22 protein-coding genes and 1 pseudogene are annotated in these 22,415 nt (G+C 63.8%); 16 read left to right on the top strand and 7 right to left on the bottom strand.

Annotated features, from left to right (window positions below):
* The first annotated feature begins 34 nt into the window (after window positions 1-34).
* Window positions 35-748, top strand: coding sequence for a 2OG-Fe dioxygenase family protein (locus V473_RS06285; RefSeq protein WP_066601615.1), 714 nt, complete (start codon window positions 35-37; stop codon window positions 746-748).
* Window positions 749-765: 17 nt separating this feature from the next.
* On the opposite strand, the gene gor is transcribed toward V473_RS06285, so the two are convergent.
* A complete protein-coding gene (gene gor, locus V473_RS06280; protein WP_066601613.1) occupies window positions 766-2,112 on the bottom strand; it encodes a glutathione-disulfide reductase in 1,347 nt (448 codons plus the stop codon).
* 158 nt (window positions 2,113-2,270) lie between these two features.
* Window positions 2,271-3,776 (bottom strand): glucose-6-phosphate isomerase, encoded by a 1,506-nt coding sequence (gene pgi, locus V473_RS06275; protein WP_066601611.1) that lies wholly within the window; start codon window positions 3,774-3,776, stop codon window positions 2,271-2,273.
* A gap of 189 nt (window positions 3,777-3,965) precedes the next feature.
* Between pgi and lepB the strand changes: the two genes are divergently transcribed.
* The 5 genes from lepB (at window position 3,966) to V473_RS06250 (ending at window position 7,529) form a co-directional block, all read left to right on the top strand.
* Entirely contained in the window at window positions 3,966-4,790 is an 825-nt protein-coding gene (gene lepB, locus V473_RS06270; RefSeq protein WP_066601610.1) for a signal peptidase I, read from the top strand.
* Complete coding sequence (rnc, locus tag V473_RS06265) at window positions 4,787-5,458, top strand: ribonuclease III (protein WP_082678992.1); 672 nt, start codon at window positions 4,787-4,789, stop codon at window positions 5,456-5,458. Before lepB ends, rnc begins: the two co-directional genes overlap by 4 nt.
* 64 nt (window positions 5,459-5,522) lie before the next feature.
* Window positions 5,523-5,843 (top strand): GIY-YIG nuclease family protein, encoded by a 321-nt coding sequence (locus tag V473_RS06260; protein WP_066601605.1) that lies wholly within the window; start codon window positions 5,523-5,525, stop codon window positions 5,841-5,843.
* A gap of 3 nt (window positions 5,844-5,846) precedes the next feature.
* Entirely contained in the window at window positions 5,847-6,755 is a 909-nt protein-coding gene (gene era, locus V473_RS06255) for a GTPase Era (protein WP_066601600.1), read from the top strand.
* A gap of 57 nt (window positions 6,756-6,812) precedes the next feature.
* Window positions 6,813-7,529, top strand: a complete 717-nt coding sequence (locus tag V473_RS06250; protein ID WP_066601597.1) for a GGDEF domain-containing protein — start codon at window positions 6,813-6,815, stop codon at window positions 7,527-7,529.
* 2 nt (window positions 7,530-7,531) lie between these two features.
* Here V473_RS06250 and topA read toward each other — a convergent pair whose 3' ends face one another.
* A complete protein-coding gene (gene topA, locus V473_RS06245) occupies window positions 7,532-10,120 on the bottom strand; it encodes a type I DNA topoisomerase (RefSeq protein WP_066601595.1) in 2,589 nt (862 codons plus the stop codon).
* A gap of 278 nt (window positions 10,121-10,398) precedes the next feature.
* On the opposite strand from topA, the gene V473_RS06240 reads away from it, so the two are divergent.
* Entirely contained in the window at window positions 10,399-10,854 is a 456-nt protein-coding gene (locus tag V473_RS06240; protein ID WP_066605199.1) for a PA2169 family four-helix-bundle protein, read from the top strand.
* Window positions 10,855-10,902: 48 nt separating this feature from the next.
* Here V473_RS06240 and dprA read toward each other — a convergent pair.
* Window positions 10,903-11,986: pseudogene (gene dprA / locus V473_RS06235) on the bottom strand (DNA-processing protein DprA).
* Window positions 11,983-12,594, bottom strand: coding sequence for a glycerol-3-phosphate 1-O-acyltransferase PlsY (gene plsY, locus V473_RS06230; protein ID WP_066601592.1), 612 nt, complete (start codon window positions 12,592-12,594; stop codon window positions 11,983-11,985). Before plsY ends, dprA begins: the two are co-directional and overlap by 4 nt.
* A gap of 218 nt (window positions 12,595-12,812) precedes the next feature.
* Here plsY and V473_RS24360 point away from each other — a divergent pair, with 218 nt between their 5' ends.
* From V473_RS24360 to V473_RS06210, 5 genes are all read left to right on the top strand, one after another.
* Window positions 12,813-13,067 carry a hypothetical protein gene (locus V473_RS24360; RefSeq protein WP_244884343.1) on the top strand — a complete coding sequence of 85 codons (255 nt, stop codon included), beginning with the start codon at window positions 12,813-12,815 and terminating at the stop codon, window positions 13,065-13,067.
* A gap of 34 nt (window positions 13,068-13,101) precedes the next feature.
* Window positions 13,102-13,257 carry a hypothetical protein gene (locus V473_RS24355; protein WP_244884342.1) on the top strand — a complete coding sequence of 52 codons (156 nt, stop codon included), beginning with the start codon at window positions 13,102-13,104 and terminating at the stop codon, window positions 13,255-13,257.
* Between the two features lie 42 nt (window positions 13,258-13,299).
* Window positions 13,300-14,103 carry a glutamate racemase gene (murI, locus tag V473_RS06220; RefSeq protein WP_066601589.1) on the top strand — a complete coding sequence of 268 codons (804 nt, stop codon included), beginning with the start codon at window positions 13,300-13,302 and terminating at the stop codon, window positions 14,101-14,103.
* A 175-nt stretch (window positions 14,104-14,278) separates the two neighbouring features.
* Entirely contained in the window at window positions 14,279-15,505 is a 1,227-nt protein-coding gene (gene hemA, locus V473_RS06215; protein ID WP_066601587.1) for a 5-aminolevulinate synthase, read from the top strand.
* Between the two features lie 148 nt (window positions 15,506-15,653).
* Window positions 15,654-15,944 (top strand): TM2 domain-containing protein, encoded by a 291-nt coding sequence (locus V473_RS06210; RefSeq protein WP_066601585.1) that lies wholly within the window; start codon window positions 15,654-15,656, stop codon window positions 15,942-15,944.
* Window positions 15,945-15,959: 15 nt separating this feature from the next.
* Here the strand turns inward: V473_RS06210 and V473_RS06205 are convergent, their stop codons facing one another.
* Complete coding sequence (locus V473_RS06205; protein ID WP_066601579.1) at window positions 15,960-16,622, bottom strand: class I SAM-dependent methyltransferase; 663 nt, start codon at window positions 16,620-16,622, stop codon at window positions 15,960-15,962.
* Window positions 16,619-17,869, bottom strand: coding sequence for a BtaA family protein (locus tag V473_RS06200; protein WP_066601576.1), 1,251 nt, complete (start codon window positions 17,867-17,869; stop codon window positions 16,619-16,621). The genes V473_RS06205 and V473_RS06200 overlap by 4 nt, the downstream gene beginning before the upstream one ends.
* A 144-nt stretch (window positions 17,870-18,013) precedes the next feature.
* Here V473_RS06200 and V473_RS06195 point away from each other — a divergent pair, with 144 nt between their 5' ends.
* The 4 genes from V473_RS06195 (at window position 18,014) to V473_RS06180 (ending at window position 22,344) form a co-directional block, all read left to right on the top strand.
* A complete protein-coding gene (locus V473_RS06195; RefSeq protein WP_066601573.1) occupies window positions 18,014-19,006 on the top strand; it encodes a ligase-associated DNA damage response exonuclease in 993 nt (330 codons plus the stop codon).
* Window positions 19,007-19,064: 58 nt separating this feature from the next.
* Window positions 19,065-20,663, top strand: a complete 1,599-nt coding sequence (locus tag V473_RS06190; protein WP_066601570.1) for a cisplatin damage response ATP-dependent DNA ligase — start codon at window positions 19,065-19,067, stop codon at window positions 20,661-20,663.
* A gap of 28 nt (window positions 20,664-20,691) precedes the next feature.
* Entirely contained in the window at window positions 20,692-21,039 is a 348-nt protein-coding gene (locus V473_RS06185; protein ID WP_066601567.1) for a GFA family protein, read from the top strand.
* A gap of 84 nt (window positions 21,040-21,123) precedes the next feature.
* Window positions 21,124-22,344: a saccharopine dehydrogenase family protein gene (locus V473_RS06180; protein ID WP_066601565.1), complete on the top strand. Its 1,221-nt coding sequence runs from the start codon at window positions 21,124-21,126 to the stop codon at window positions 22,342-22,344.
* Window positions 22,345-22,415: the final 71 nt, after the last annotated feature.

The raw sequence follows: 22,415 nt of genomic DNA, 5'->3' as shown, positions 1-22,415 counted from the left end.
TCGCTCGTCTCTTGCTTCCATTAAGGAAGCAAAGATGAGCGACACGGACAGCCTATGCCCGATAGACGAAGCCCTGACACAGGATGGCTATGCCCGCCTGTCCGGCGCGACGCTATTCGACCGGCTGGATATCGCCGAACCCGACTGGTCGGCCTTCGCGGCCAGTTGGAACGATCTTGGCCCCGACCTCTTCATGGCCGATGGCGGCCGCTACCGCCGCCGCCGTCACGCCGCTTTCGCGCTGGAACGGGGCCGCTTCACCCGCAGGCCGCACCAGCCCCATTATCAAAGCCGCGATTACAACCCGCTCAATGGCGACGTGCAACGCTGGTTCGATCCCGTCGAAGCGGCGACGGTCGCCAACCCCGTCTGCGACGCGATCTTCGCCTTCGCCGCCGACCATTTCGATCCGGCGCACCAAGGCGACTGGCACATCGAAATGCATCAATTCCGCATCGAAACGAAACCGAGCGAAAGCGGCCGGCCCACCCCGGAAGGGATGCATCGGGACGGCGTGGACCATGTGCTGGTTATGCTGGTCGATCGCCGCAACGTCCGCGAAGGCGTGACGCGCATCGGCGCGCCCGACGGCACGCCGCTGGGCGAGTTTACCCTGACGGAAGCGGGCGACACGATGCTGATCGACGACCACCGCATCCTGCACGGCGTCACCGAAATCCACGCGCTGGACTCGGCGAAACCGGCCTGGCGCGACGCGCTGGTCGTGACGTTTGTGGCCGAACGCTAACCCAAGCCGTTCGTAACCTACTTCAACAACACCAGTTCTTCCGCCATGCTAGGATGCAGCGCCACGGTATCGTCGAAATCCTGCTTGGTCAGCCCGGCCTTCACCGCGATCGCCGCCGCCTGCAATATCTCCGGCGCATCCGGTCCGATCATGTGCAGCCCGATCACCTTGTCGCTCGTCGCGTCCACGATCATCTTGTACAGCGCCCGCTCTTCGCGCCCGGCCAGTACATTCTTCATCGGCCGGAAGTCGGACGTATAGACCTTCACCGTGCCATAATGGTTCTTGGCCTCCGCCTCGGTCATGCCTACGCCCGCCAGCGGCGGATGGCTGAACACGGCCGACGGCACGCAGCTATAATCCACCTTGCGCTTGTTGCCGCCGAACACGGTATCGGCAAAGGCATGGCCCTCGCGGATCGCCACCGGGGTCAGTTGCAGCCGGTCGGTGACGTCGCCCACGGCATAGATGCTCTCGCAACTGGTCTGGCTATAGTCGTCGACCTTGATCGCGCCCTTGTCGTTCAGTTCGACCCCGGCCGTCTCCAGCCCCAGCCCGTCGGTCATCGGCCTGCGCCCGGTCGCGAACAGCACGACGTCGGCCGCAACCGGATCGCCGTCCTTGAAGCGGACGCATAGCGTGCCGTCCTCATTCTTATCGATCCGCTCCATCTTCGCGTTGAAGCGGAAATTAATCCCCTTGGTCATGGAAATCTGGAGCAGCCGGTCGCGGATCTGCGTGTCATAGCCGCGCAGCAAATCGCTGCCGCGATTGACCATCGTCACATGGCTGCCCAACTGATGAAAGATGCCGGCGAACTCGTTGGCGATATAGCCGCCACCGACGATCACGATCCGCTTGGGGCACGCCTCCAGATGGAAGACCTCGTTGCTGGTGATGCCATGTTCGGCGCCCTCCAGTTCGGGGATCACGGGCCAGGCGCCGGTCGCGACCAGGATCGTCTTGGCCGTCACTTCGCGCCCGCTGGCCAGTTTCACCCCATGCGGCCCGGTGATGGTCGCGCGCTCGCGAATCACCTCGACCTTGTGGCTGCTTAGCGTATTGCCATACAACCCTTCCAGCCGATCGACCTCGGCCAGCACATTGTCGCGCAGCGTGGTCCATTCGAACCCACATTCCGGCACGTCCCAGCCAAAGCGCCGCGCGTCCTTCAGATCCTCGGCAAAATGCGCGCCGTAAATGAGCAGCTTCTTGGGCACGCAGCCGCGAATGACGCAGGTGCCGCCGACGCGAAATTCCTCGGCCACCGCAACCTTCGCGCCATGCGCCGCCGCGACCCGCGACGCCCGCACGCCGCCCGATCCTGCGCCGATGACGAAAAGGTCGAAATCATAGTCACTCATGCCGCGCCTCCGATGGAATAGGCGCGGATATGGCGGGTGGAGGCCCTAGTTACAAATGGGAATATTGTTGCTGGTAGCCAAACCACCTCCGTTCGCTTCGAGCGCGTCGAGAAGCGTTGCGCCCTCGCTTCACGACTGCGCCCGAAACCAAAGACAGTTTATGCCGCGCCCAGCGCGATCTCGATCAACGCCATGGTCGATGGATCGAACCCGGTCGCCCCATCCGCCTCGATCGACTTGGCGATCTCCTTGCCCAATTCCACCCCGAACTGGTCGAACGGGTTGATCCCCATCAACACCGCATTGGCGAAGGTCCGATGCTCGTAGAAGGCGATCAGCGCGCCCAGCGCCTCCGGCGTCACATCGTCCAGCAAGATCGTGGTCGACGGCCGGTTGCCGGGATAGGACCGCGCCGGATCGGCCTCATTGTCCTTCCCCCGCATCAGCGCCGCGCCCTGCGCGAAGCAGTTGACCAGCAGCGCGCGATGATGCGCCGGGTCCAGCGCATGGCCCGGTTCGATCGAAGCGATGAACTCGACCGGCGATAGGATCGTCCCCTGGTGCAGCAACTGGAACACCGCATGTTGCGCATCGGTGCCCACCCCGCCCCAGGTGATCGGCGCGGTCGGGCCGTCCACCGGACTGCCGTCGCGTTGCACGCTTTTGCCGTTGCTCTCCATCTCCAGTTGCTGGAGGTAGGAGGGCAGCAACGCCAGCCGCTCGTCATAGGCGAACAGCGCGCGGGTCTGGCACCCGATGACGCGGGTATAATATTGATCGACAAAGGCCGCGATCAGCGGGGCGTTCTCGCTTGGAGGCGACAGGCGGAAATGTCGGTCCATCGCCGCCGCGCCCTCCAGCAGGCTCTCGAACGCATCCCATCCCAGCGCCAATGCAGCCGGGAAACCGATCGAGGACCAGAGCGAATAGCGCCCGCCCACCGACTCTGCGAAGGGCAGGATGCGGGTTTCATCAACACCCCATTCCATCGCCTTGTCGGGCGCGGCGGTCAGCGCGATCACCTTGCCATAGGGATCGTCGACCCCGGCCTCGACCATCCAGTTGATCGCGCTCGCCGCATTCAGCATCGTCTCGCTGGTCGTGAAGGTCTTGGACGCGATCGCGATCAACGTGGCGTTGGGATCGAACCCCTCGATCGCCCGCTCCAGCGCGGTGCCATCGACATTGGACACGATGCCCACATCATAACGCACCCCGTCGCCGTCCAGCGCATCGACGATCAGTTTTGGGCCAAGCGCCGACCCGCCGATGCCGATATGCAATATGTGCCGCACCTCGCCCAGCGCGCCCGCCTCGATCGCATCGATCAGGCCGCGCATCCGCCGGTGCAGCATCTTGGCATGGGCGACGCTTTCGGCATGGCCCTCGCCCCGTTCGGCCGGATGCTCGGCGGCGCGGCCTTCGCTATTGTTCACCGCCTCGCCCGCAAACAGCGCGTCGCGCTGCGCCGCAAAGCCCTGTTCATCGGCCAGCTTCAGGAAACCCGCCAGCACATCGTCGGTCAGATGGGTCTTGGACCAGTCGAACCGGATCGGCCCCTGGGTCAGGACCAGCTTGCCCAACCGGCCGGGATCGGTCGTGAAAATGGTCTTCAGGTCTGCTTGCGGAAGCGCGGCGATAGACGCCAGTGCAGAATTGGGCATGGATATATCCCTCATGACGTTGGTCGATATCGACGCTGCACCGGTCGATTCTGCCTATGCTTACCCAAATTCGTCATGCTTTGCATCGTCAAGGACTGCTTGACGCGCTGCGTCTCAAGCCCCACAAGCCGCCACGGCCGCCCTGTCGGCTCATACGACCGGCCTTTCCAAGGGATCAGACGACACTCCATGACTGCCAAATCGGAAACGCGGGACTTTATCTGGTTTCTCGCCAAGCTGGGCCTGTTCGTCTTCATCCTGCGCAGCTTCATCATATCGCCGTTCAACATTCCCTCGGAATCGATGCAGCCGCGTCTTTTGATCGGCGACTATCTGCTGGTGGCCAAATGGCCCTATGGCTATTCGCGCTATTCGCTGCCCTTCTCGATTCCGCTGATCCCCGGCCGTATCCTGGCCTCCACGCCCCAGCGCGGCGACGTGGCGGTGTTCAAGGCGCCGCCGAACCAGAAAAACGACTATATCAAGCGCGTCATCGGCCTGCCCGGCGACATGATCGGCGTGCGCGGCGGGACCGTCTACCTGAACGGTCAGGCGATCCCCAAGCAGAAGGTCGCCGACCTCGTCATCCCCGTCACGCCCAACATGCTGGATGCTGCCGCCCGTGAAGGTGCGCCATCCCCCTGTTATCGCGCCGATTTCGAGGAAGCCGCGGCCGGCGGCGGCAAACAGTGCCGCTATCCCCAGTATCGTGAAACCCTGCCTGGCGGAAAAAGCTACAATGTCCTCGACCTGCTGCCCGACGGCGCGGCGGACGATCGGGACACGGTGCTGGTGCCGCAGGGCCATCTCTTCATGATGGGCGACAATCGTGATCGCAGCGCCGACAGCCGCTTCCCCGCGGTCGAAGGCGGCGGCATCGGCCTCGTCCCCGAAGAAAATCTGGTGGGCAAGGCGATGATCTCGGTCTTCTCCACCGACGGCAGCGCCAACTGGCTGCTACCCTGGACCTGGTTCACCGCCGCGCGCTGGAGCCGTATCGGGGAAGGCTTTTGAGCAAGCCTGATACGGCCGGCTGGCTCAAGGATCTGATCGGTCGCGCGCCCGAAAATCCAGCCAGGTTCGATCAGGCGCTGACCCATGGCAGCGCCAAGGCGGTCAATTATGAGCGGCTGGAATTTCTGGGCGACCGTATCCTCGGTCTGCTGATCGCCGAATGGCTGTTCGAACGCTTCACCGATGAACCGGAAGGCAAGCTCTCCCGTCGCTTCAACGCGCTGGTGTCGGGCGAAACCTGCGCCGAAGTGGCCCGCACAGCGGGCGTTCCCATCCATCTGGTGCTGGGCAAGCAGGCGCGCGACGATGGCGCGGCCGACAGCGACAATGTGCTGGGCGACGTGATGGAGGCGCTGATCGGCGCCCTCTATCTGGAAGGCGGACTGGAAGAGGCGCGCGCACTCGTCCGCCGGCTGTGGGGCAATCGGGTCGACACCCAGACCAGCGCCCCGCGCCACCCCAAATCCTATCTTCAGGAATGGGCCGCGGCCAACAAGCGCAAGCCTCCCGAATATGTCCTGACCGACCGTTCCGGCCCGCACCATGCGCTGCGCTTCACCGTCACCGTCTCGATCAAGGGCGCAGGCGAAGCCTCCGCCACCGGCGCCTCCAAACAGGAAGCCGAAACGGCGGCGGCCAAGACGCTGCTGGAGAAGCTGACGGGTTGATGGGTAACTCCATTCACCCGTTCGCCCTGAGCCTGTCGAAGGGCTTTTCTTCTTCGGTCTGCGCATGACATTTTGGGCTTACATGCTCCATTGCGCAGACCGTAGCTTCTATGTTGGGCATACGGATAATCTGGAACAGCGCATCGGCCAGCATGACCAGGGCCAAATCGCCGGCTACACGCAAACGCGCCGACCGGTAAAACTGGTCTGGTCGCAGGCGTTCGGCACGCGTATGGAGGCACTCGAAGCCGAGCGGCAAATCAAAGGTTGGAGCCGCGCAAAGAAGTTGGCTCTTATCCGCGAGGACTGGACGTTGATCTCCAGCTTGGCAAGATCAAACAAAGAAAAGAAAAGCCCTTCGACAGGCTCAGGGCGAACGGAGTAATTTTTGGCAACTGATACCGAAACACAGCGCTGTGGCGTCATCGCCGTCGTCGGCGCGCCCAATGCGGGCAAGTCCACGCTGGTCAACGCGCTCGTGGGGCAGAAGGTGGCGATCACCAGTCCCAAGGCGCAAACCACGCGCACCCGCGTCATGGGCGTCGCGATAGAGGGCGATGCGCAGATCGTGCTGGTCGACACCCCCGGCATCTTCGCGCCCAAGCGGCGGCTGGACCGCGCGATGGTGCAGGCCGCCTGGGGCGGAGCGCAGGGGGCGGATCTGATCGCGATGGTGGTGGATGGCAAGGCGGGGCGCGGCCCCAAGCTGGAGCCGATCATCGAAGCGCTCAAGCATCGCACCGAACGCAAATGGCTGATCCTCAACAAGGTCGATATCGCGATCAAGGAAAAGCTGCTGACCCATACCCAGGTGCTGAACGACACGCTGGGTTTCGATGAAATCTTTTTCGTGTCCGCCGCGACCGGGGATGGCCTGCCCGAACTCAAGGCCGCCTTTGCCAAGGCGATGCCGGAAGGGCCATGGCATTTCCCTGAAGACCAGGTGTCGGACGCCACCGACCGGATGCTGGCCGCGGAAATCACGCGCGAACAGCTTTACCACCAGCTTCACGCCGAACTCCCCTATGCCGCGGCGGTCGATACCGAACAGTATAAGGAGCGCGACGACGGATCGGTCGAAATCCACCAGCAAATCCTGGTCGGCCGCCCGACCCAGCGCGCCATTGTCCTGGGCAAGGGCGGACAGCGCCTGAAGGAAATCGGGTCGAAGGCGCGCGCCGAACTCGCCACCCTGCTCGGCGTCAGGGTCCATCTCTACCTCCACGTCAAAGTGAAGGAGAATTGGGAGGACGACCGCAGCATCTACCGCGATATCGGCCTCGACTGGGTGGAGTGAATGTTCGCGGCATAGGGTAAATCCATCCTTTACCTTATGTCGTTACGGCTCCGTTTCATGGGACCGAAACAGAAAATCGCCTTTGCCGTGGGCGTCTCCGTTATCGGGACGATCGTCATCATGGCGATGGTGTCGACCATCCCCGGCATGTTCATTCCGCTGCGCTATTTCAGCGTGGGCATTTTCTGTTCCGCCAGCATTTCCACCCCGGTCTGCGTCCTGCTGGTCCGGCAGGGCGAGGAAAACCGGCTGTTGCGCCACGAACTGGAACGGCGGGTGGAGGAACTGGCCTATCTTGCAGATCGGGACGGCCTGACCGGCCTGCTCAGCCGGAACGCCTTTTTCGACCGCGCCGGTCGGGTCCATGCGCGACCGGGCAACTGGTATCTGCTGATCGACATCGACCATTTCAAACGCTTCAACGACGATCATGGTCATCAGACGGGCGACGCCGTGCTACATGCCGTCGGATCGGCCATCGCGCAGGCGCTCGGCCCGGACGACCTGAGCGGACGGCTGGGTGGCGAGGAATTCGCCGCCTGCCTGACCGATTGCTCCGCCGACCTGGCGACCCGCCGCGCCGAACATGTCCGCGTATCGATCCAGGCGTTGCGGGTGCGTGCACCGTCCGGCCATATCGTGCGCGTAACCGCCAGCATCGGTCTTAGCCCCGGCGACCCGATACGGCCGATCGAATCCAGCCTGCACCGCGCCGACCTCGCCATGTATGCCGCCAAGACCGGCGGCCGCAACCAGGTGCGGCGCGCCGCCTGACCCTACTCCGTTGCCGCAGCCTTCTTCTTCGCCGGGGCCTTCTTGGCGGCCGGCTTCTTCACGGTGTCCCCGTCTTTCTTGGCGGCAGGTTTCTTGGCCGCCGCCTTCTTCGGCGCGGCCTTCTTCTTGCCCTTCTTCGCCGGCGCCGCCGCGGCCCGCGCGTCGATCAACTGCGCGGCTTCCTCCAGCGTCAACTGGTCCTTGTCCACCGTCTTGGGCAGGGTCGCATTGGTGGTGCCGTCGGTGACATAGGCGCCGTACCGGCCCTCCATCAGCTTGATCTCCAACTCCGTGCGCGGATGCGCGCCCAGCACCTTCAACGGTTCGCGCCCGGCGCTGCGCGGACCACGGTTGGCCGCCTCCGCCAGCTTCACCACCGCGCTGTTCATACCGACCTCGAAAATCTCCGACGTGGATGACAGCCGCCCATATTTGCCGTCATGCAGCAGATAGGGACCAAAACGCCCGATATTGGCCACGATCGGCAATCCGGTTTCGGGATGCAGCCCCACTTCACGCGGCAGGCTCAGCAGCTTCACGCCCCAATCGAGCGTCAATTCGCCATCGGGCAAATCCTTGGGAATGGAGCCGCGCTTGGCCTCCTTGCCCTCCCCCATCTCGATATAGGGACCAAAACGCCCGGACTTCTTGACGATATCCTGCCCGGTTTCGGGGTGCTGGCCCAGCACCTCCGGTCCGCTATCCTCGCCGTCCTTGCCGCCCGGCTGGCCGAACTTGCGGGTATATTTGCACTCCGGGTAATTGGAGCAGGCGATGAACGCGCCAAACCGCCCGCCGCGCAGCGACAATTGCCCGTCGCCACACATCGGGCAGGCGCGCGGGTTGCTGCCGTCCGCTCGCGGAGGGAACAGCATCGGCTCCAGAAACTTGTCCAGTTCCGCCGTAATGTCGGACGGCTTCTGTTCCATAATCTCGGCGGTCTTGGGCTTGAAATCCTTCCAAAAAGCTTCCAGCACTTCCTGCCACTGGGCGCGGCCGCCGGAAATATCGTCCAGCTCGTCTTCCAGTCCCGCCGTGAAGTCGTAGGACACATAGCGTTCGAAGAAGCGCTCCAGGAACGCCGTCACCAGCCGCCCGCTCTCCTCGGCGAAGAAGCGGTTCTTCTCGATCCGTACATAGTCGCGATCCTTGAGCACCTGCAACGTGGACGCATAGGTGGACGGCCGCCCGATCCCCAGCTCCTCCAGACGCTTCACCAGCGACGCTTCGGAATAGCGCGGCGGCGGCTGGGTGAAATGCTGTTCTGCCGTGACTTTCTTCTTGGCAGGGGCATCGCCCTCGCTCATGCGCGGCAGCAGCTTTGAATCATCATCGTCGCTGTCGTCGCGGCCTTCTTCATAGAGCGCCAGGAAGCCTGGGAAGATCACCACCTGCCCCGTCGCGCGCAGCGTATGGCTGCCCGATCCGTCGATCATGTCGATCGTCGTGCGCTCCAGCCGCGCCGACGCCATCTGGCTCGCCAGCGCGCGCTTGAAGATCAGGTCGTACAGGCGCGCATGATCGCCCGACCCCACCTTGTCGCGGCCGAACTCGGTCGGACGAATGGCCTCGTGCGCTTCCTGCGCATTTTTCGCCTTGGTCTGATATTGGCGCGGCTTTTCGGGCAGGTAACCGCCGTCATAGCGTTCCGCGATCGCCTTGCGCGCGGCGGAAATGGCGCTGCCGTCCATCTGCACGCCATCGGTACGCATATAGGTGATCGCGCCGTCTTCGTAGAGCTGCTGCGCGATCCGCATCGTGTGGCTGGCCGAAAAGCCCAGCTTGCGCGCGGCTTCCTGCTGCAAGGTGGAGGTGGTGAACGGCGCGGGCGGATTGCGGGTGAGCGGCTTCGTCTCGACCTTGTCGACGGTAAAGCGTCCGGCCTCCACATCGGCCTTGGCGGCCATGGCGTCGCCTTCCTTGCCGATGGTCAGGCGGTCGATCTTCTCGCCCTTCCAGCGGACGAGGCGCGCGGTAAAGCCCTGCCCGCCCTGCTCCATCTCGGCCGCGACCGACCAATATTCCTGGGGGCTGAAGCTTTCGATCTCGCGCTCGCGCTCCACCACCAGCCGCAGCGCGACCGACTGGACGCGGCCCGCCGACTTGGCGCCCGGCAGCTTGCGCCACAGCACCGGCGACAAAGTGAAGCCCACCAGATAGTCGAGCGCCCGGCGCGCGCGGTAGGCATCAATCAGATCCTCGTCCAGCGCGCGGGGCTTGGCCATCGCGTCGAGCACCGCCGCCTTGGTGATCGCGTTGAACGTCACCCGGTCCACTTGGCTCGGCAGCGCCTTCTTGGCGCGCAGCACCTCCTGCACATGCCAGCTGATCGCTTCCCCTTCGCGATCAGGGTCAGTCGCCAGGATCAATCGCGTCGCCGTCTTGGACGCATCGGCAATGGCCTTGAGCTGCTTGCCCTTGTCGCCATAATTTTCCCACGACATGGCGAAGCCGTCGTCCGGGTCCACCGACCCGTCCTTGGCGGGCAAGTCGCGGATATGGCCATAGCTGGCGAGGACATGAAAATCGCCGCCCAGATATTTCTCGATGGTCTTCGCCTTGGCCGGCGATTCTACGATGACAAGCTGCATTTAGGCCCCGGAAAATAGTCTCTCACGTATACGCGCGAGTGTGGAAGGCGATGACGGCGGGCGTCAAGCGGGCTGTGCGTAAGGGAGAAGGCGCGCCAACGCCAGTATCTTGTCGATCCATCCCGGTCGCAGCACCATCTGACCGCTGACCGCCAACTATCCCACTAATGCAAATCAAAGCGGCCGCAACCCATGCGACTTTTACCGCGGACCAGTGTTCTAGCCCCATCGCCGGAACGCCCCGACCGGCGACATCCCTCATCTAGACAGGAATGACGATGTCCGATTCCAACAGCCATGACATTTCCACGCTCAACGGCCTGATCGCCACCACGCTCGACAGCGCGGACGGCTATACCGAGGCGGCGAAGGACAGCGACCATGGTCGCTTCACCACGCTCTTCACCAGCCGCGCGACCGAACGCCGTCAGGTCGTCACCCGTCTCCAGCAGGAAGTGCGCGCCCTTGGCGGCAACCCGGAAGATGACGGCACCATTCTGGCCGGCGCCCACCGCCTGTTCCTGAACCTGAAAGCCACGCTGACCGGAAAGGATGACAAGGCTATCATCAACGAGGTCGAAGCCGGCGAAGATCATATCAAGGCGAAGTATGAAGACGCGATGGCCGATCGCGATCTGTCGCCAGCAGTTCGCGCCGTGATCGAGCAAAGCTATGTCTCGGTGAAGCAGGGCCATGACGAGATGCGCGATCTCAAGCACAGTATGCAGCATTAATCGCAGCGGATCGGGCGGCGGAGGCGATAACGCCTTCGCCGCCATGATTCACCGCAGAGCGACCCGCCCGCCCGCCTGCCGCTCCAGCGCGCCCGCCAGTTCCAGTTCCAGCAGCACCGTCTGCACCACCGCGGGCGACAGGCCAGACAGGCGGATCAGTTCGTCGATCGGCACCGATACCGGTCCCAGCAACCCGACCACTATCGCCCGCTCCTGCGCCGCGACGTCGCTCGACACCGGCGCGCCGATAAAATCGAAGCTGCCTTGCCGCACCATGCGCGGATCGATGCTGCCCACGGCCTCCAGCACGTCGGCGGCGTTCTGGATCAGGATCGCGCCCTCGCGGATCAACTGGTTACAGCCCTGCGCCCGTGGATCGAGCGGCGATCCGGGCACCGCCATCACCTCGCGCCCCGCCTCGCCGGCCAGCCGCGCGGTAATCAGCGACCCGGACTTGGGCGCCGCCTCCACCACCACCGTTCCCAACGCCAGCCCGGCAATGATTCGATTGCGCGCCGGGAAATGGCGCGCCAGCGGCTGGACGCCGGGCGGATGCTCCGTCACCAGCAGGCCGCTTTCCGCCACCTGCGCCTGCAACTCCCGGTTCTCTGGCGGAAAAGCGATATCGATGCCGCTGGCGATCACGCCGATCGTCCCGCTCTCGATCGATCCGCGATGTGCTTCCGTATCGATGCCGCGCGCCAGCCCGGACACCACCACCGCGCCACGCTGCCCCAGATCCTGCGCCAATGTGCGGGCAAAGCGGCACGCAGCGGCCGACGCATTTGCGCGCGCCGACCATGGCGATGCACTGGCCGCTCGCCAATGCCGTATCGCCGCGCAGGATCAACGCTGGCGGCGCGCCTTCAAACTGGTCGAGCAGGACGGGATAATCGGGATCGCCCATCAGCAGATAGCGCGCGCCCAGCGCCCGGCTCTGCGCAATCTCCTTCTCCACCGCCCCCGCATCGGCCACGCTCGCGCGCCCGCCGCCCCGCGCCGCGAGATCGGGAATGGCGCGCAACGCTTCCCCGGCCGTCCCGAACCGCGCGAGCAATTGCCGATAGCTGACCGGACCGATCCGGGGGGAGCGGATGAGCCGCAGCCGGTCGAACCGCTCCCGCTCGCTCATTCGGCCGATGTGCCTTTGGCCCCGCCGATCTTCGGCTCTTCGCCCTTCATCAGCCGGACGATATTCGCCCGATGTCGCCACAACACGATCAGCCCCAGCGCAAGGGCGACCGGCACAAGGTCGATTCTCCCGAACGCCCACATGGCCACCGGCGCGCTGACCGCCGCCGCCATGCCGCCGACCGACGACCATTTCGTCCCGAACAAAGCCGCCAGCCACACCGCCGCGAAAATGCACCCGGCGGGCCAGAACATCGCCGTCACCACGCCCATCATCGTCGCCACGCCCTTGCCGCCGGCAAAGCGCAGCCACACCGGATAGCAATGGCCGATAAAGGCCATCGCCCCCGCCATCGGCCCGCCGCCATCGACCAGCGCCGCGCCGATCAGCACCGCCGCCGCGCCCTTGAGCAGATCGAGCAGCAAGGTCGCCGCCGCCAGCCCCTTGCGCCCGGTGCGCAGCACATTGGTCGCGCCGATATTGCCCGACCCGATCCGCCGCAGGTCGCCCGCGCCGGTAAAGCGCGTCAGCAGCAGGCCAAAGGGGATGGAGCCGAGCAGATAGCCCAGAAGCAGGACGAATGTGGGGAGAAGCCAGGGAAGTGTCATGAAATTCGCCGATAAAGCGTTTTCAAGGCAGGTGGAACATCTGCTGGCTCGGAAAACGCGGTAAATCAAAAGACCAGGGCAGGAACGCCGATGCAATCGACTCTCATGCTCTAAATGGTGCGCGCGACCATAGCGTGACAGGCGCGCGGGGCAATGCCCAAAGGCTTGATTTGCGCGGTCATGCCCCTACGCTCTCTGCATCCTTGCCGGAGCCGTCCATGACCGACATGCCGCTAGACGCTTTCACCCGCTCCTGGACCAGCATGGCGCTGGCCCCGCAGAAATTATGGCAGTCGATCAATTCGGGCTGGTCGTTCGGCAATGTGACGATCAACGAAAGCAACAGCAGCGCGCCGCAGACCGAGCAGGCGATACTGGCGCAGGAAAGCTATGGCCGGCAAATCGGGAAATTGCTCGATGCGGTCGATCTGCTGGTGAAACAGCAACCGGATTGGGCGCACAAAGGCATTTGACGAGATCGATCAGCTCAAGACGAAGATCGACGGCGTGAAGCACGCCCTGGCAGTCAAGCGGATCGCGCAGTTGCGCGGCGACCTCGACCTGCTGCGCCTTTCCACCGACCCGGCGGACAAGGCGCACTATGACGCCTGGATCGCCGCGTTGCGCCAATTGCTGGACGACATGCCCGCCTCGGCGAACTGAAGCCCCGTTGACACTCCGGCCTCCTGCCGCGACACAGCGGCCATGACGGTCGCCTCTGACGCTCCCATTCTTTTCTTCGATTCCGGGGTCGGCGGGCTTTCGATTCTCGCCCCGGCGCGCGCCGCCCTCCCCACCGCGCCGATCGTCTATGCCGCCGACAGCGCCGGATTCCCCTATGGCACCAAGAGCGAGGCGGAAATCGCCGCGCGCGTCCCCGCGCTACTTGGCCGGCTGGTCGAACGCTACCGCCCGCGCCTCGCCGTCATCGCCTGCAACACCGCCTCGACCATCGCGCTCCAGCATGTCCGCGCCGCGCTCGACATTCCCGTCGTCGGCACTGTCCCGGCGATCAAGCCCGCCGCCCTGCTCTCCAAAAACCGCGTCTTCGGCGTGCTCGGCACCGACGCCACCGTGCGCCAACCTTATGTCGATCGGCTCGCGGCCGAACATGGCGCGGACTGTATCGTACTGCGCCACGGATCGGCGGCGCTGGTGCAACTGGCCGAAGCCAAGCTGCGCGGCGAAGCGCTCGATCCCCATGTCGCGCGGGATGCGCTGGCGGGCCTGCTCAACCAGCCCGGTGGCGACCGCATGGACATGGTGGTCCTCGCCTGCACCCATTTTCCGTTAGTGGAGCCGGAATTGGCGGCGGCCGCCCCGCATCCCATCGGCTACGTCCATGGCGGCGACGGCATCGCCCGGCGCATCCAATATCTGACCCAGGGCCAGCCCTGGCCAGACGCGCCCAGCCCAGGCATCGCCGTCTTCACCCGGCTCGACGAAAAGGTCGAAGCGCTCCGCCCCGCACTCGCCCGCTATGGCCTCGATCGCATCGACGCGCTCTGATTGGGGGTAGGCCATTTGTCCAATGGCCAATTTCTTCGATAAGTCTGATAGCTATTCCTCCTTGGAATTGCGAGCGGTTATCGCTGGTAAAGCCGGGGCGGGGCGGTTAAACGCGGCATCGGGCAGAGGAAGGCGCAGCGGCACAACAGCGCGCGGGCAAACGGGAAGAAGCGTAGTGAACTACAAACACATCTTTTCGCAGGCGATCGACCGTCTTCATGAAGAAGGTCGCTATCGCGTGTTCATCGACATCCTCCGCAATCGCGGCTCCTACCCCAATGCCCGCTGCTTCCACGGCCATAACGGCCCCAAGCCCATCACCGTCTGGTGTTCCAACGACTATCTCGCCATGGGCCAGCATCCCAAGGTCGTCGCCGCGATGGAAGAGGCGCTGCACGATGTCGGCGCCGGCTCCGGCGGCACCCGCAATATCGGCGGCAACACCCATTATCATATCGACCTGGAAGGCGAACTGGCCGACCTGCATGGCAAGGAAGCGGCCCTGCTCTTCACGTCGGGCTATGTCTCGAACGAAGCGACGCTCTCCACCCTCGCCAAGCTGCTGCCCGGCTGCATCATCTTCTCCGACGAACTGAATCACGCCTCGATGATCGCGGGCATCCGCAATTCGGGCTGCGAAAAGCGGGTCTTCCGTCATAATGACGTCGAACATCTGCGCGAGTTGCTGGCCGCCGAAGACCCCGAAGCCCCCAAGCTGATCGCGTTTGAAAGCGTCTATTCGATGGATGGCGACGTCGCCCCGATCGCGGCGATCTGCGACCTGGCGGATGAGTATAATGCGCTCACCTATCTGGACGAAGTCCATGCGGTCGGCATGTATGGCGCGCGCGGCGGCGGCATTTCGGAACGCGACGACGTCGCGGACCGCCTCACCATCATCGAAGGCACGCTGGGCAAGGCGTTCGGCGTGATGGGCGGCTATATCGCGGCCGACCAGATGATCGTCGACGTGATCCGCAGCTACGCGCCCGGCTTCATCTTCACCACCTCGCTCTCGCCCGTATTGGTCGCGGGCGTGCTGGCCAGCGTGCGGCACCTCAAGGCATCGAGCGAAGAGCGCGAAGGCCAGCAGGCGTCTGCTGCGCTGCTCAAGCAGTTGATGGCGGAAGCCGGCCTTCCGGTCATGCCGTCGGTCACCCACATCGTCCCGCTCATGGTCGGCGACCCGATCAAGGCCAAGCGGATCAGCGACATATTGCTCGCCGAATATGGCGCCTATGTGCAGCCGATCAACTATCCCACCGTGCCCCGCGGCACGGAACGGCTGCGCTTCACGCCCGGCCCGGCGCATGACGAAACGATGATGCGCGACCTGGTGTCGGCGCTGGCCGAAATCTGGGATCGGCTGGAACTGGAAAAGACCGCGCGTCGGGCGGCTTGATAACATGGTTGGGAATAGAAGTTTCAAGGGCATTGCTTTGATTGCACTTGGAAACGGAACATAGCCAAGTCGTAGAGCGCAATTTCCCTACTTGTGTAACTCCATCTTTCAGCAGAAAGATGTTGTTGGGGATTCACAGGGGCAAAAAATGGCACTCAACACCGCTCAACTGACATTGATTGAACAGCGGATTACCAATCAGGGACCAAGCGCGGCCGTGGCTTACTTGCTTTGGTTTTTTCTTGGCATAGTGTCCGGGCATCGCTTTTATCTCGGCCGACCTGCCAGTGCAATTTTGCAGATAATATCTTATTTCATTTTGATCGGCTTTATCTGGCTTTTGATCGATGCATTTCTGATCCCCGGAATGGTCCGGGATAAACAGGATGGAATTCGCCAACGGCTCATGACTGACATGATGGCCCATGGAACTACTTGACCTGAGAATAGAAATCTAATGCTCAGGTAAATGGTCGACCCAGGCTATGCTTCCTCTAATCGCATAGTTCCGATACATGGAATGGCATGATGGTTCACCGCTCATGTCGTGCGCCAGCCGTTCGATCGCGATCGCTAGTTCCCGGCGCGGCGAGACATGGAACTTGTCCAGCCACCCGAACAGCGCCCGCTTCCATACTCCCGGCAATTCATCCTGCTGGCCGAAATCCACGATCTCCAGCCTGCCGCCCGGCGCTACGCATTGCGCGGCCTGGGTCAACGCATCCTCCCAATCGGGGATCATCGACAGCGCATAGCTGATGAATACCCGATCGAACCCGGCCCGCCCGAACAGCGCTTGCGGATCAAAGGCGCAGGCGTCCCCCTGCGCCAGCGTCACCCGATCCGCCAATCCGGCCTTCGCCACGCCCGCCCGCGCCGTCTCCAGCATCGCCTGGCTGATGTCGACGCCATAAAGCCGCGTGCCCGGCCACGCCTTGCCCACCGCGATCAGGTTGCGCCCGGTGCCGCAGCCAATCTCCAGCACGGACCCGCCCGGCGGCGGAGCCAGGTCGGCGATCAGCTCGTCCCTCCCCAGCAGATAATATTTGCGGGTCAGGTCGTAGATATGCCGTTGATAGCGATAGACCCCGTCCATCAACCCGCCATGATCGCTCACAGGCTTGGCTTCAACACATAGAGATGGACGCCGCCATAAATGGCCGACCGGTCGCGGGCGGTATAGTCGCGCGACGCCTCCGCCCGATAGTCCCAGCGGTCCAGCACATCGCCCGCCACCCGCCCCGGCAATATGCTCGGTTCGCCGGCGGTGCGGAACAACACCCGCGCGCCCGGCTTGGCCGTCCGGGTGATCTGCGCCCAGAGCGCGTTCAATTGATCGTCGTCCATCCAGTCCTGCGCGTCGAGCAGGATATAGCGATCGCACGACGCCGCCGGCTGGCTGGCGAGGAAATCGGTGAAGTTGATGTGCCGCACATCGACGCGGCTCGCCCGCGCCCGCACCGCCTCATGGTTCGCGGCTTGCAGATAGGGCGGCAACGGTCCCTCACCCCCTGCATAGCCGCGCCCGAATGCCTGCACCGCGAAATAATTGTCCTTCAGGTCGAAATCGCAGGCCAGCTTCTCCAGCCGCGTCTTGAGCACGCTGTCCATCCGCGCGTCACCGGCCAGCGCCTCGAACTGGGCGGGCGGAATGCCGAGCCCAAACAGCGACGCCGGCTGGCTGGTCAGCCAGCGCACGAAACCCTTGTCAAAGATCGGCGCCAGCTCGCGCTCGAAAATCTCGCGCTGCTCCTCGCGGCTGCGCGCGTCCAGCATCCGCTTGGGATTGACGCCATGCAACCGCGCCAGCAGATGCGCCGCGCCGATGAAGCGGCCGAGCAGGCCATGTTTGTAGATACCGCGCGCGAAACCGCCGATCCGCCGCCGCCCGATCAGGTCGCGCCCTTCCCAATAACGCCGGGTCGCCTCGTCCAGTTGCGGCGCCACGACGTCGCGATAGGCGGCGATATTGGCCTTATTGTCCGCCTGCGCGAAAAAGCGGTGGAAGGTCGCATGGTGCGGCAGGCTCTGCGCCGCTATCAGCTTGAGCCGATTGAGCGCGATATGCGCGGTATTGAGGTCGACCGCGGTGATCTTCGCCGGATCGGCGGTCAAATAACTCAGCACATTGCAGCCGCCCGACGCGATCGTCACGACATGGCTGTCGGGCGTGATCGCCAGCGCCTCCATATCCACGGCCGGGTCTTCCCAGATCTGGGCATAGACCAGACCACGAAAGGCGAAGGTGAAGGCGCGCTCCAGCAACCCCTGCTTCGACAGATGCCGGTGGCGATGCACCGCGCTGGTGATTTTGTGATGGCCAGCCTTTTTCTGATGACCAGTCTGATCCGCCGTCGCTGCCATGGCTGCACTCCTCGCTGCCGGGTCGTTCCGGCGCGGATAGGGCAATGGCATGTCGCCTGCATGACGTACGGGTTACGCCATGATGACGGCCTTTGGGGAAGTCGCCTTGCGGAACCAGGGCGCCCTCTCCCATCTTGTGCAGACATGGCCCATTGGATCGAACCACACCCCACCGGCATCTATGTCCGTCCCGCCGATGCCTGGATCGATCCGTCGCTGCCGCAGGAGCGGGCGCTGGTGACACATGGTCATGCCGATCATGCCCGCGGCGGCCATGGCCATGTCTGGGCGACGCGGGAGACGCTGGCGATCATGGCGCTGCGCTACGGCACCGCCAGCGGCACCGCGGTCGGCTATGGGGAAGAGGTGCGCATGGGCGGCGTCGCGATCCGCTACGTCCCTGCCGGCCATGTGCTGGGGTCCGCCCAGATCGTGCTGGAGCATGGTGGGGAGCGGATCGTCGTGACCGGCGATTACAAGCGCCGCCCCGACCCGACCTGCCTGCCGTTCGAGCCGGTGCCCTGCGACATCTTCGTGACCGAGGCGACCTTCGGCCTCCCCGTCTTCCGCCACCCTGACACCGGCAGCGAGATGGACCGGCTGCTCGCCGCGTTGCACGTCCATCCTGACCGCTGCGTGCTGGTCGGCGCCTATGCGTTGGGCAAGGCGCAGCGAGTCATTTGCGAACTGCGCGCGCGCGGCCATCATGATCCGATCTACATCCATGGCGCGATGGAGAGGATGTGCGCCCTATACGAAGAGTTCGGCGTCGCCATGGGCGAACTGCGCCCCGCGACCGGGGTGCTCGCAAAGGAAATGCGCGGCCGCATCATCCTGTCGCCGCCGTCTGCCCTCAACGACCGCTGGAGCCGCCGCCTGCCCGATCCGATCACCGCCATGGCGTCCGGCTGGATGCGGGTGCGCCAGCGCGCACGGCAGAAGAATGTCGAACTGCCGCTGGTCATTTCGGACCATGCCGACTGGGACGAACTGACGGATACGATACGCGAAGTCGCGCCGAGCGAAACCTGGATCACCCATGGCCGCGAAGAAGCCCTTCTGCACTGGTGCATGACCCACCAGATTCGCGCCCGCGCCCTGGCGCTGGTCGGCCGCGAAGATGAGGATGAGGCGTAATGCGATCGCACAACCCACATCCGTTCGGTTCGAGCCTGTCGAGAACGGAAGCGCGCAAATGAGGCAATTCTCCCAACTTCTCGACGGCCTCGTCTACACCCGTTCCCGCAACGGCAAGCTGGACCTGATCGCCGCCTATATGCGCGACGCGCCCGATCCCGATCGCGGCTGGGCGCTCGCCGCGCTGACCGGCAATCTCGATCTTAAGGCCGTCAAATCCTCCGCCATCGGCGAGATGATCCGCGCCCGCACCGACCCCGTCCTCTATGAAATGAGCCGCGACTATGTCGGGGATCTCGCCGAAACCGTCGCCCTGCTCTGGCCCAAGCGGGACGACCAGACCGCCGAACTGGACGACGGCTCGCTCAGCCTGGCGGCCGTGATCGATCGCCTCCATGGTGTCAGCCGCGCCGCCGCGCCCGATGCCCTCGCGCAGATGATGGATCATCTCGATTCCTCCGGCCGCTTCGCCCTGCTGAAACTCGCCACCGGGGGCCTCCGCGTCGGCATCTCCGCCCGCCTCGCCAAAACCGGCTTCGCCCAGGGCTTTGGCCTAGACGTCGATGATGTCGAACAGGTGTGGCACGCGCTCGCCCCGCCCTACACCGCCCTGTTCGACTGGGCGGAGGGCCGCACCGGCCGCCCGGACCCGGAAGGCACGCCCTATTTCCGCCCCTTCATGCTCGCCCATCCATTGGAGGCCGACAGCGTCGACCTCACTGACTATGCCGCTGAATGGAAATGGGACGGCATCCGCATCCAGATCGTCGGCACCGGCAGCGAAACCCGCCTCTACAGCCGCGCCGGTGATGATATTTCCGGCAGTTTCCCGGAAATCGCCGCCGCCTTCACCGGCCATGCGGTCCTCGACGGGGAATTGCTGGTGAAGGGCGAGGTGCAGGGCGCCGCCGAACATGGCGGCGCCGCGGCCAGCTTCAACGCGCTCCAGCAGCGGCTCGGCCGCAAAACGGTCAGCGCCAGGATGATGGACGACTACCCCGCCTTCGTCCGCCTTTACGACCTGTTGATCGAAGGGGACGAGGATTTGCGCACCCTCCCCTGGACCGACCGCCGCGCCCGGCTGGAAGCGTTTATACCCGGCCTTGACCCGAACCGCTTCGACCTGTCCGCCGTCATCGACGCCCCGGATTTCGAAGCGCTCGCCGACATCCGCGCCGGCACGCGCGACGCCGCGATCGAAGGGGTCATGCTCAAGCGCCGCGACAGCCCCTATGTCGCCGGGCGCAAGGCCGCGCTCTGGTACAAATGGAAACGCGATCCGCTGACCGCCGACTGCGTCATGATGTACGCCCAGCGCGGCCACGGCAAACGCTCCTCCTTCTATTCGGACTATACGTTCGGCTGCTGGACCCCGGACGGCGAATTGCATCCGGTGGGCAAGGCCTATAGCGGCTTCACCGACGAGGAGCTGAAATGGCTCGACCGCTTCGTGCGCCAGAATACGGTCGCCCGTTTCGGCCCGGTGCGGGAGGTCGAAAAGACGCTGGTGCTGGAAGTCGCGTTCGACTCGATCCACGACAGCAAACGCCATAAATCCGGCCTCGCTATGCGCTTCCCCCGCATCGCCCGCATCCGCAAGGACAAGCCAGCGGCGGAGGCCGATACGGTGGAGGGGTTGAAGAAGCTGGTGAGTTAGCGCAGGATGGATCAAAAGGAGAACGGACATGCCCTATACCGGAAGCTGCCATTGCGGCGCGGTGACGTTCAGCGTCGCCGCCGACGCGCCGACTGAAGCCATGGCCTGCAACTGCTCCCATTGCAGCCGCAAGGGCTTCGTCCTCACCTTCGTGCCGGCGGATCAGTTCACCCTCGACAGCGGCGCGGACGAACTGACCGACTATCTTTTCTACAAGCACGCGATCACGCACCAATTCTGCAAGACCTGCGGCACGGAAGCGTTCGCGCTCGGCAAGTCGCCGCAGGGTGAGATGCGCGCGATCAACCTGCGTTGCGTGCCAGCGGTCGATATCGACGCATTGACGATCAACAAGGTCGACGGCGCCAGCTTCTGACAGTCTGACTTTGCGCTGTCACGCGACGTCCCTATATGGGCGCTTTCGCGCGTCGGGCGCGACCATAGTGATGGAGCAGTTGAATTGAGCAAGGTTCTGGTCATCGGCGCGGGCGGCGTCGGGTCTGTCGCGGTCCACAAGATGGCGATGAACCCTGATATTTTCAGCCATGTCACGCTCGCCAGCCGCCGCCTCGTCAGTTGCGAGAAGGTCGCCGAATCGGTTCTGGCGCGCACCGGCGTGACCATCGACGTGGCGCAGGTCGATGCCGATAATGTCGCAGAGACGATCGCTCTGATCGAGAAGGTCCAGCCCAAGCTGGTCGTGAACCTGGCCCTGCCCTATCAGGATCTGGCGATCATGGACGCCTGCCTGGCCACGAAGACCGACTATCTCGACACCGCCAATTACGAACCGCGCGACACGCCCAAGTTCGAATATAGCTGGCAGTGGGCCTATCAGGAGCGTTTCAAGGAAGCCGGCATCATGGCGCTGCTGGGGTCTGGCTTCGACCCCGGCGTCACCAGCGTCTTCGCGTCCTATATCAAGAAGCATCTGCTCGACACGATCGACACGCTCGACATTCTGGACTGCAATGGCGGCGACCATGGTCAGCATTTCGCCACCAACTTCAATCCGGAAATCAACATCCGCGAAGTGACCGCGCCTTCGCGCCACTGGGCGAATGGCGAATGGGTCGAAGGTCCGGCATTGAGCCACAAACAGACGTTCGATTTCGACCAGGTCGGCGAAAAGAACATGTACCTCATGTATCATGAGGAACTGGAAAGCCTCGCGAAATTCTATCCCGAAATCAAACGCATCCGCTTCTGGATGACCTTCGGCGACGCCTATCTCAAGCATCTCGAAGTGCTCCAGAATGTCGGCATGACCCGGATCGATCCGGTCATCTACAATGGTCAGGAGATCATCCCGCTCCAGTTCCTCAAGGCCGTGCTGCCCGAACCGTCAAGCCTTGGGTCGACCACCAAGGGCAAGACCAATATCGGCGACATCGCCACGGGCCAGAAGGACGGTCAGGAAAAGACCGTCTATGTCTATCAAATCTGCGACCATGAAGAAGCCTATGCCGAAACCGGCAACCAGGCGGTCAGCTACACCACCGGCGTCCCTGCGATGATCGGGGCGGCGCTGATGCTGACCGGGGCGTGGAAAGCCCCGGAAGGCGAAAATGGCGGCGTCTTCAACATCGAACAGTTCGATCCCGATCCCTTCATGGACATGCTGAACAAGCATGGCCTGCCCTGGCAGGTGAAGGAACTGGACGCGCCGCTGGCCTTCTAAACTTGGTCATCCCGGCGCAGGCTGGGATCTCTCTTTTCTTCTGTGGCGCCACAAAGAAGTGAGACCCCGGC

The organism is Sphingobium cupriresistens LL01 (assembly GCF_001046645.1).
GTDB lineage: Bacteria > Pseudomonadota > Alphaproteobacteria > Sphingomonadales > Sphingomonadaceae > Sphingobium > Sphingobium cupriresistens.
This window is presented reverse-complemented; position numbering and strand designations above follow the sequence as displayed.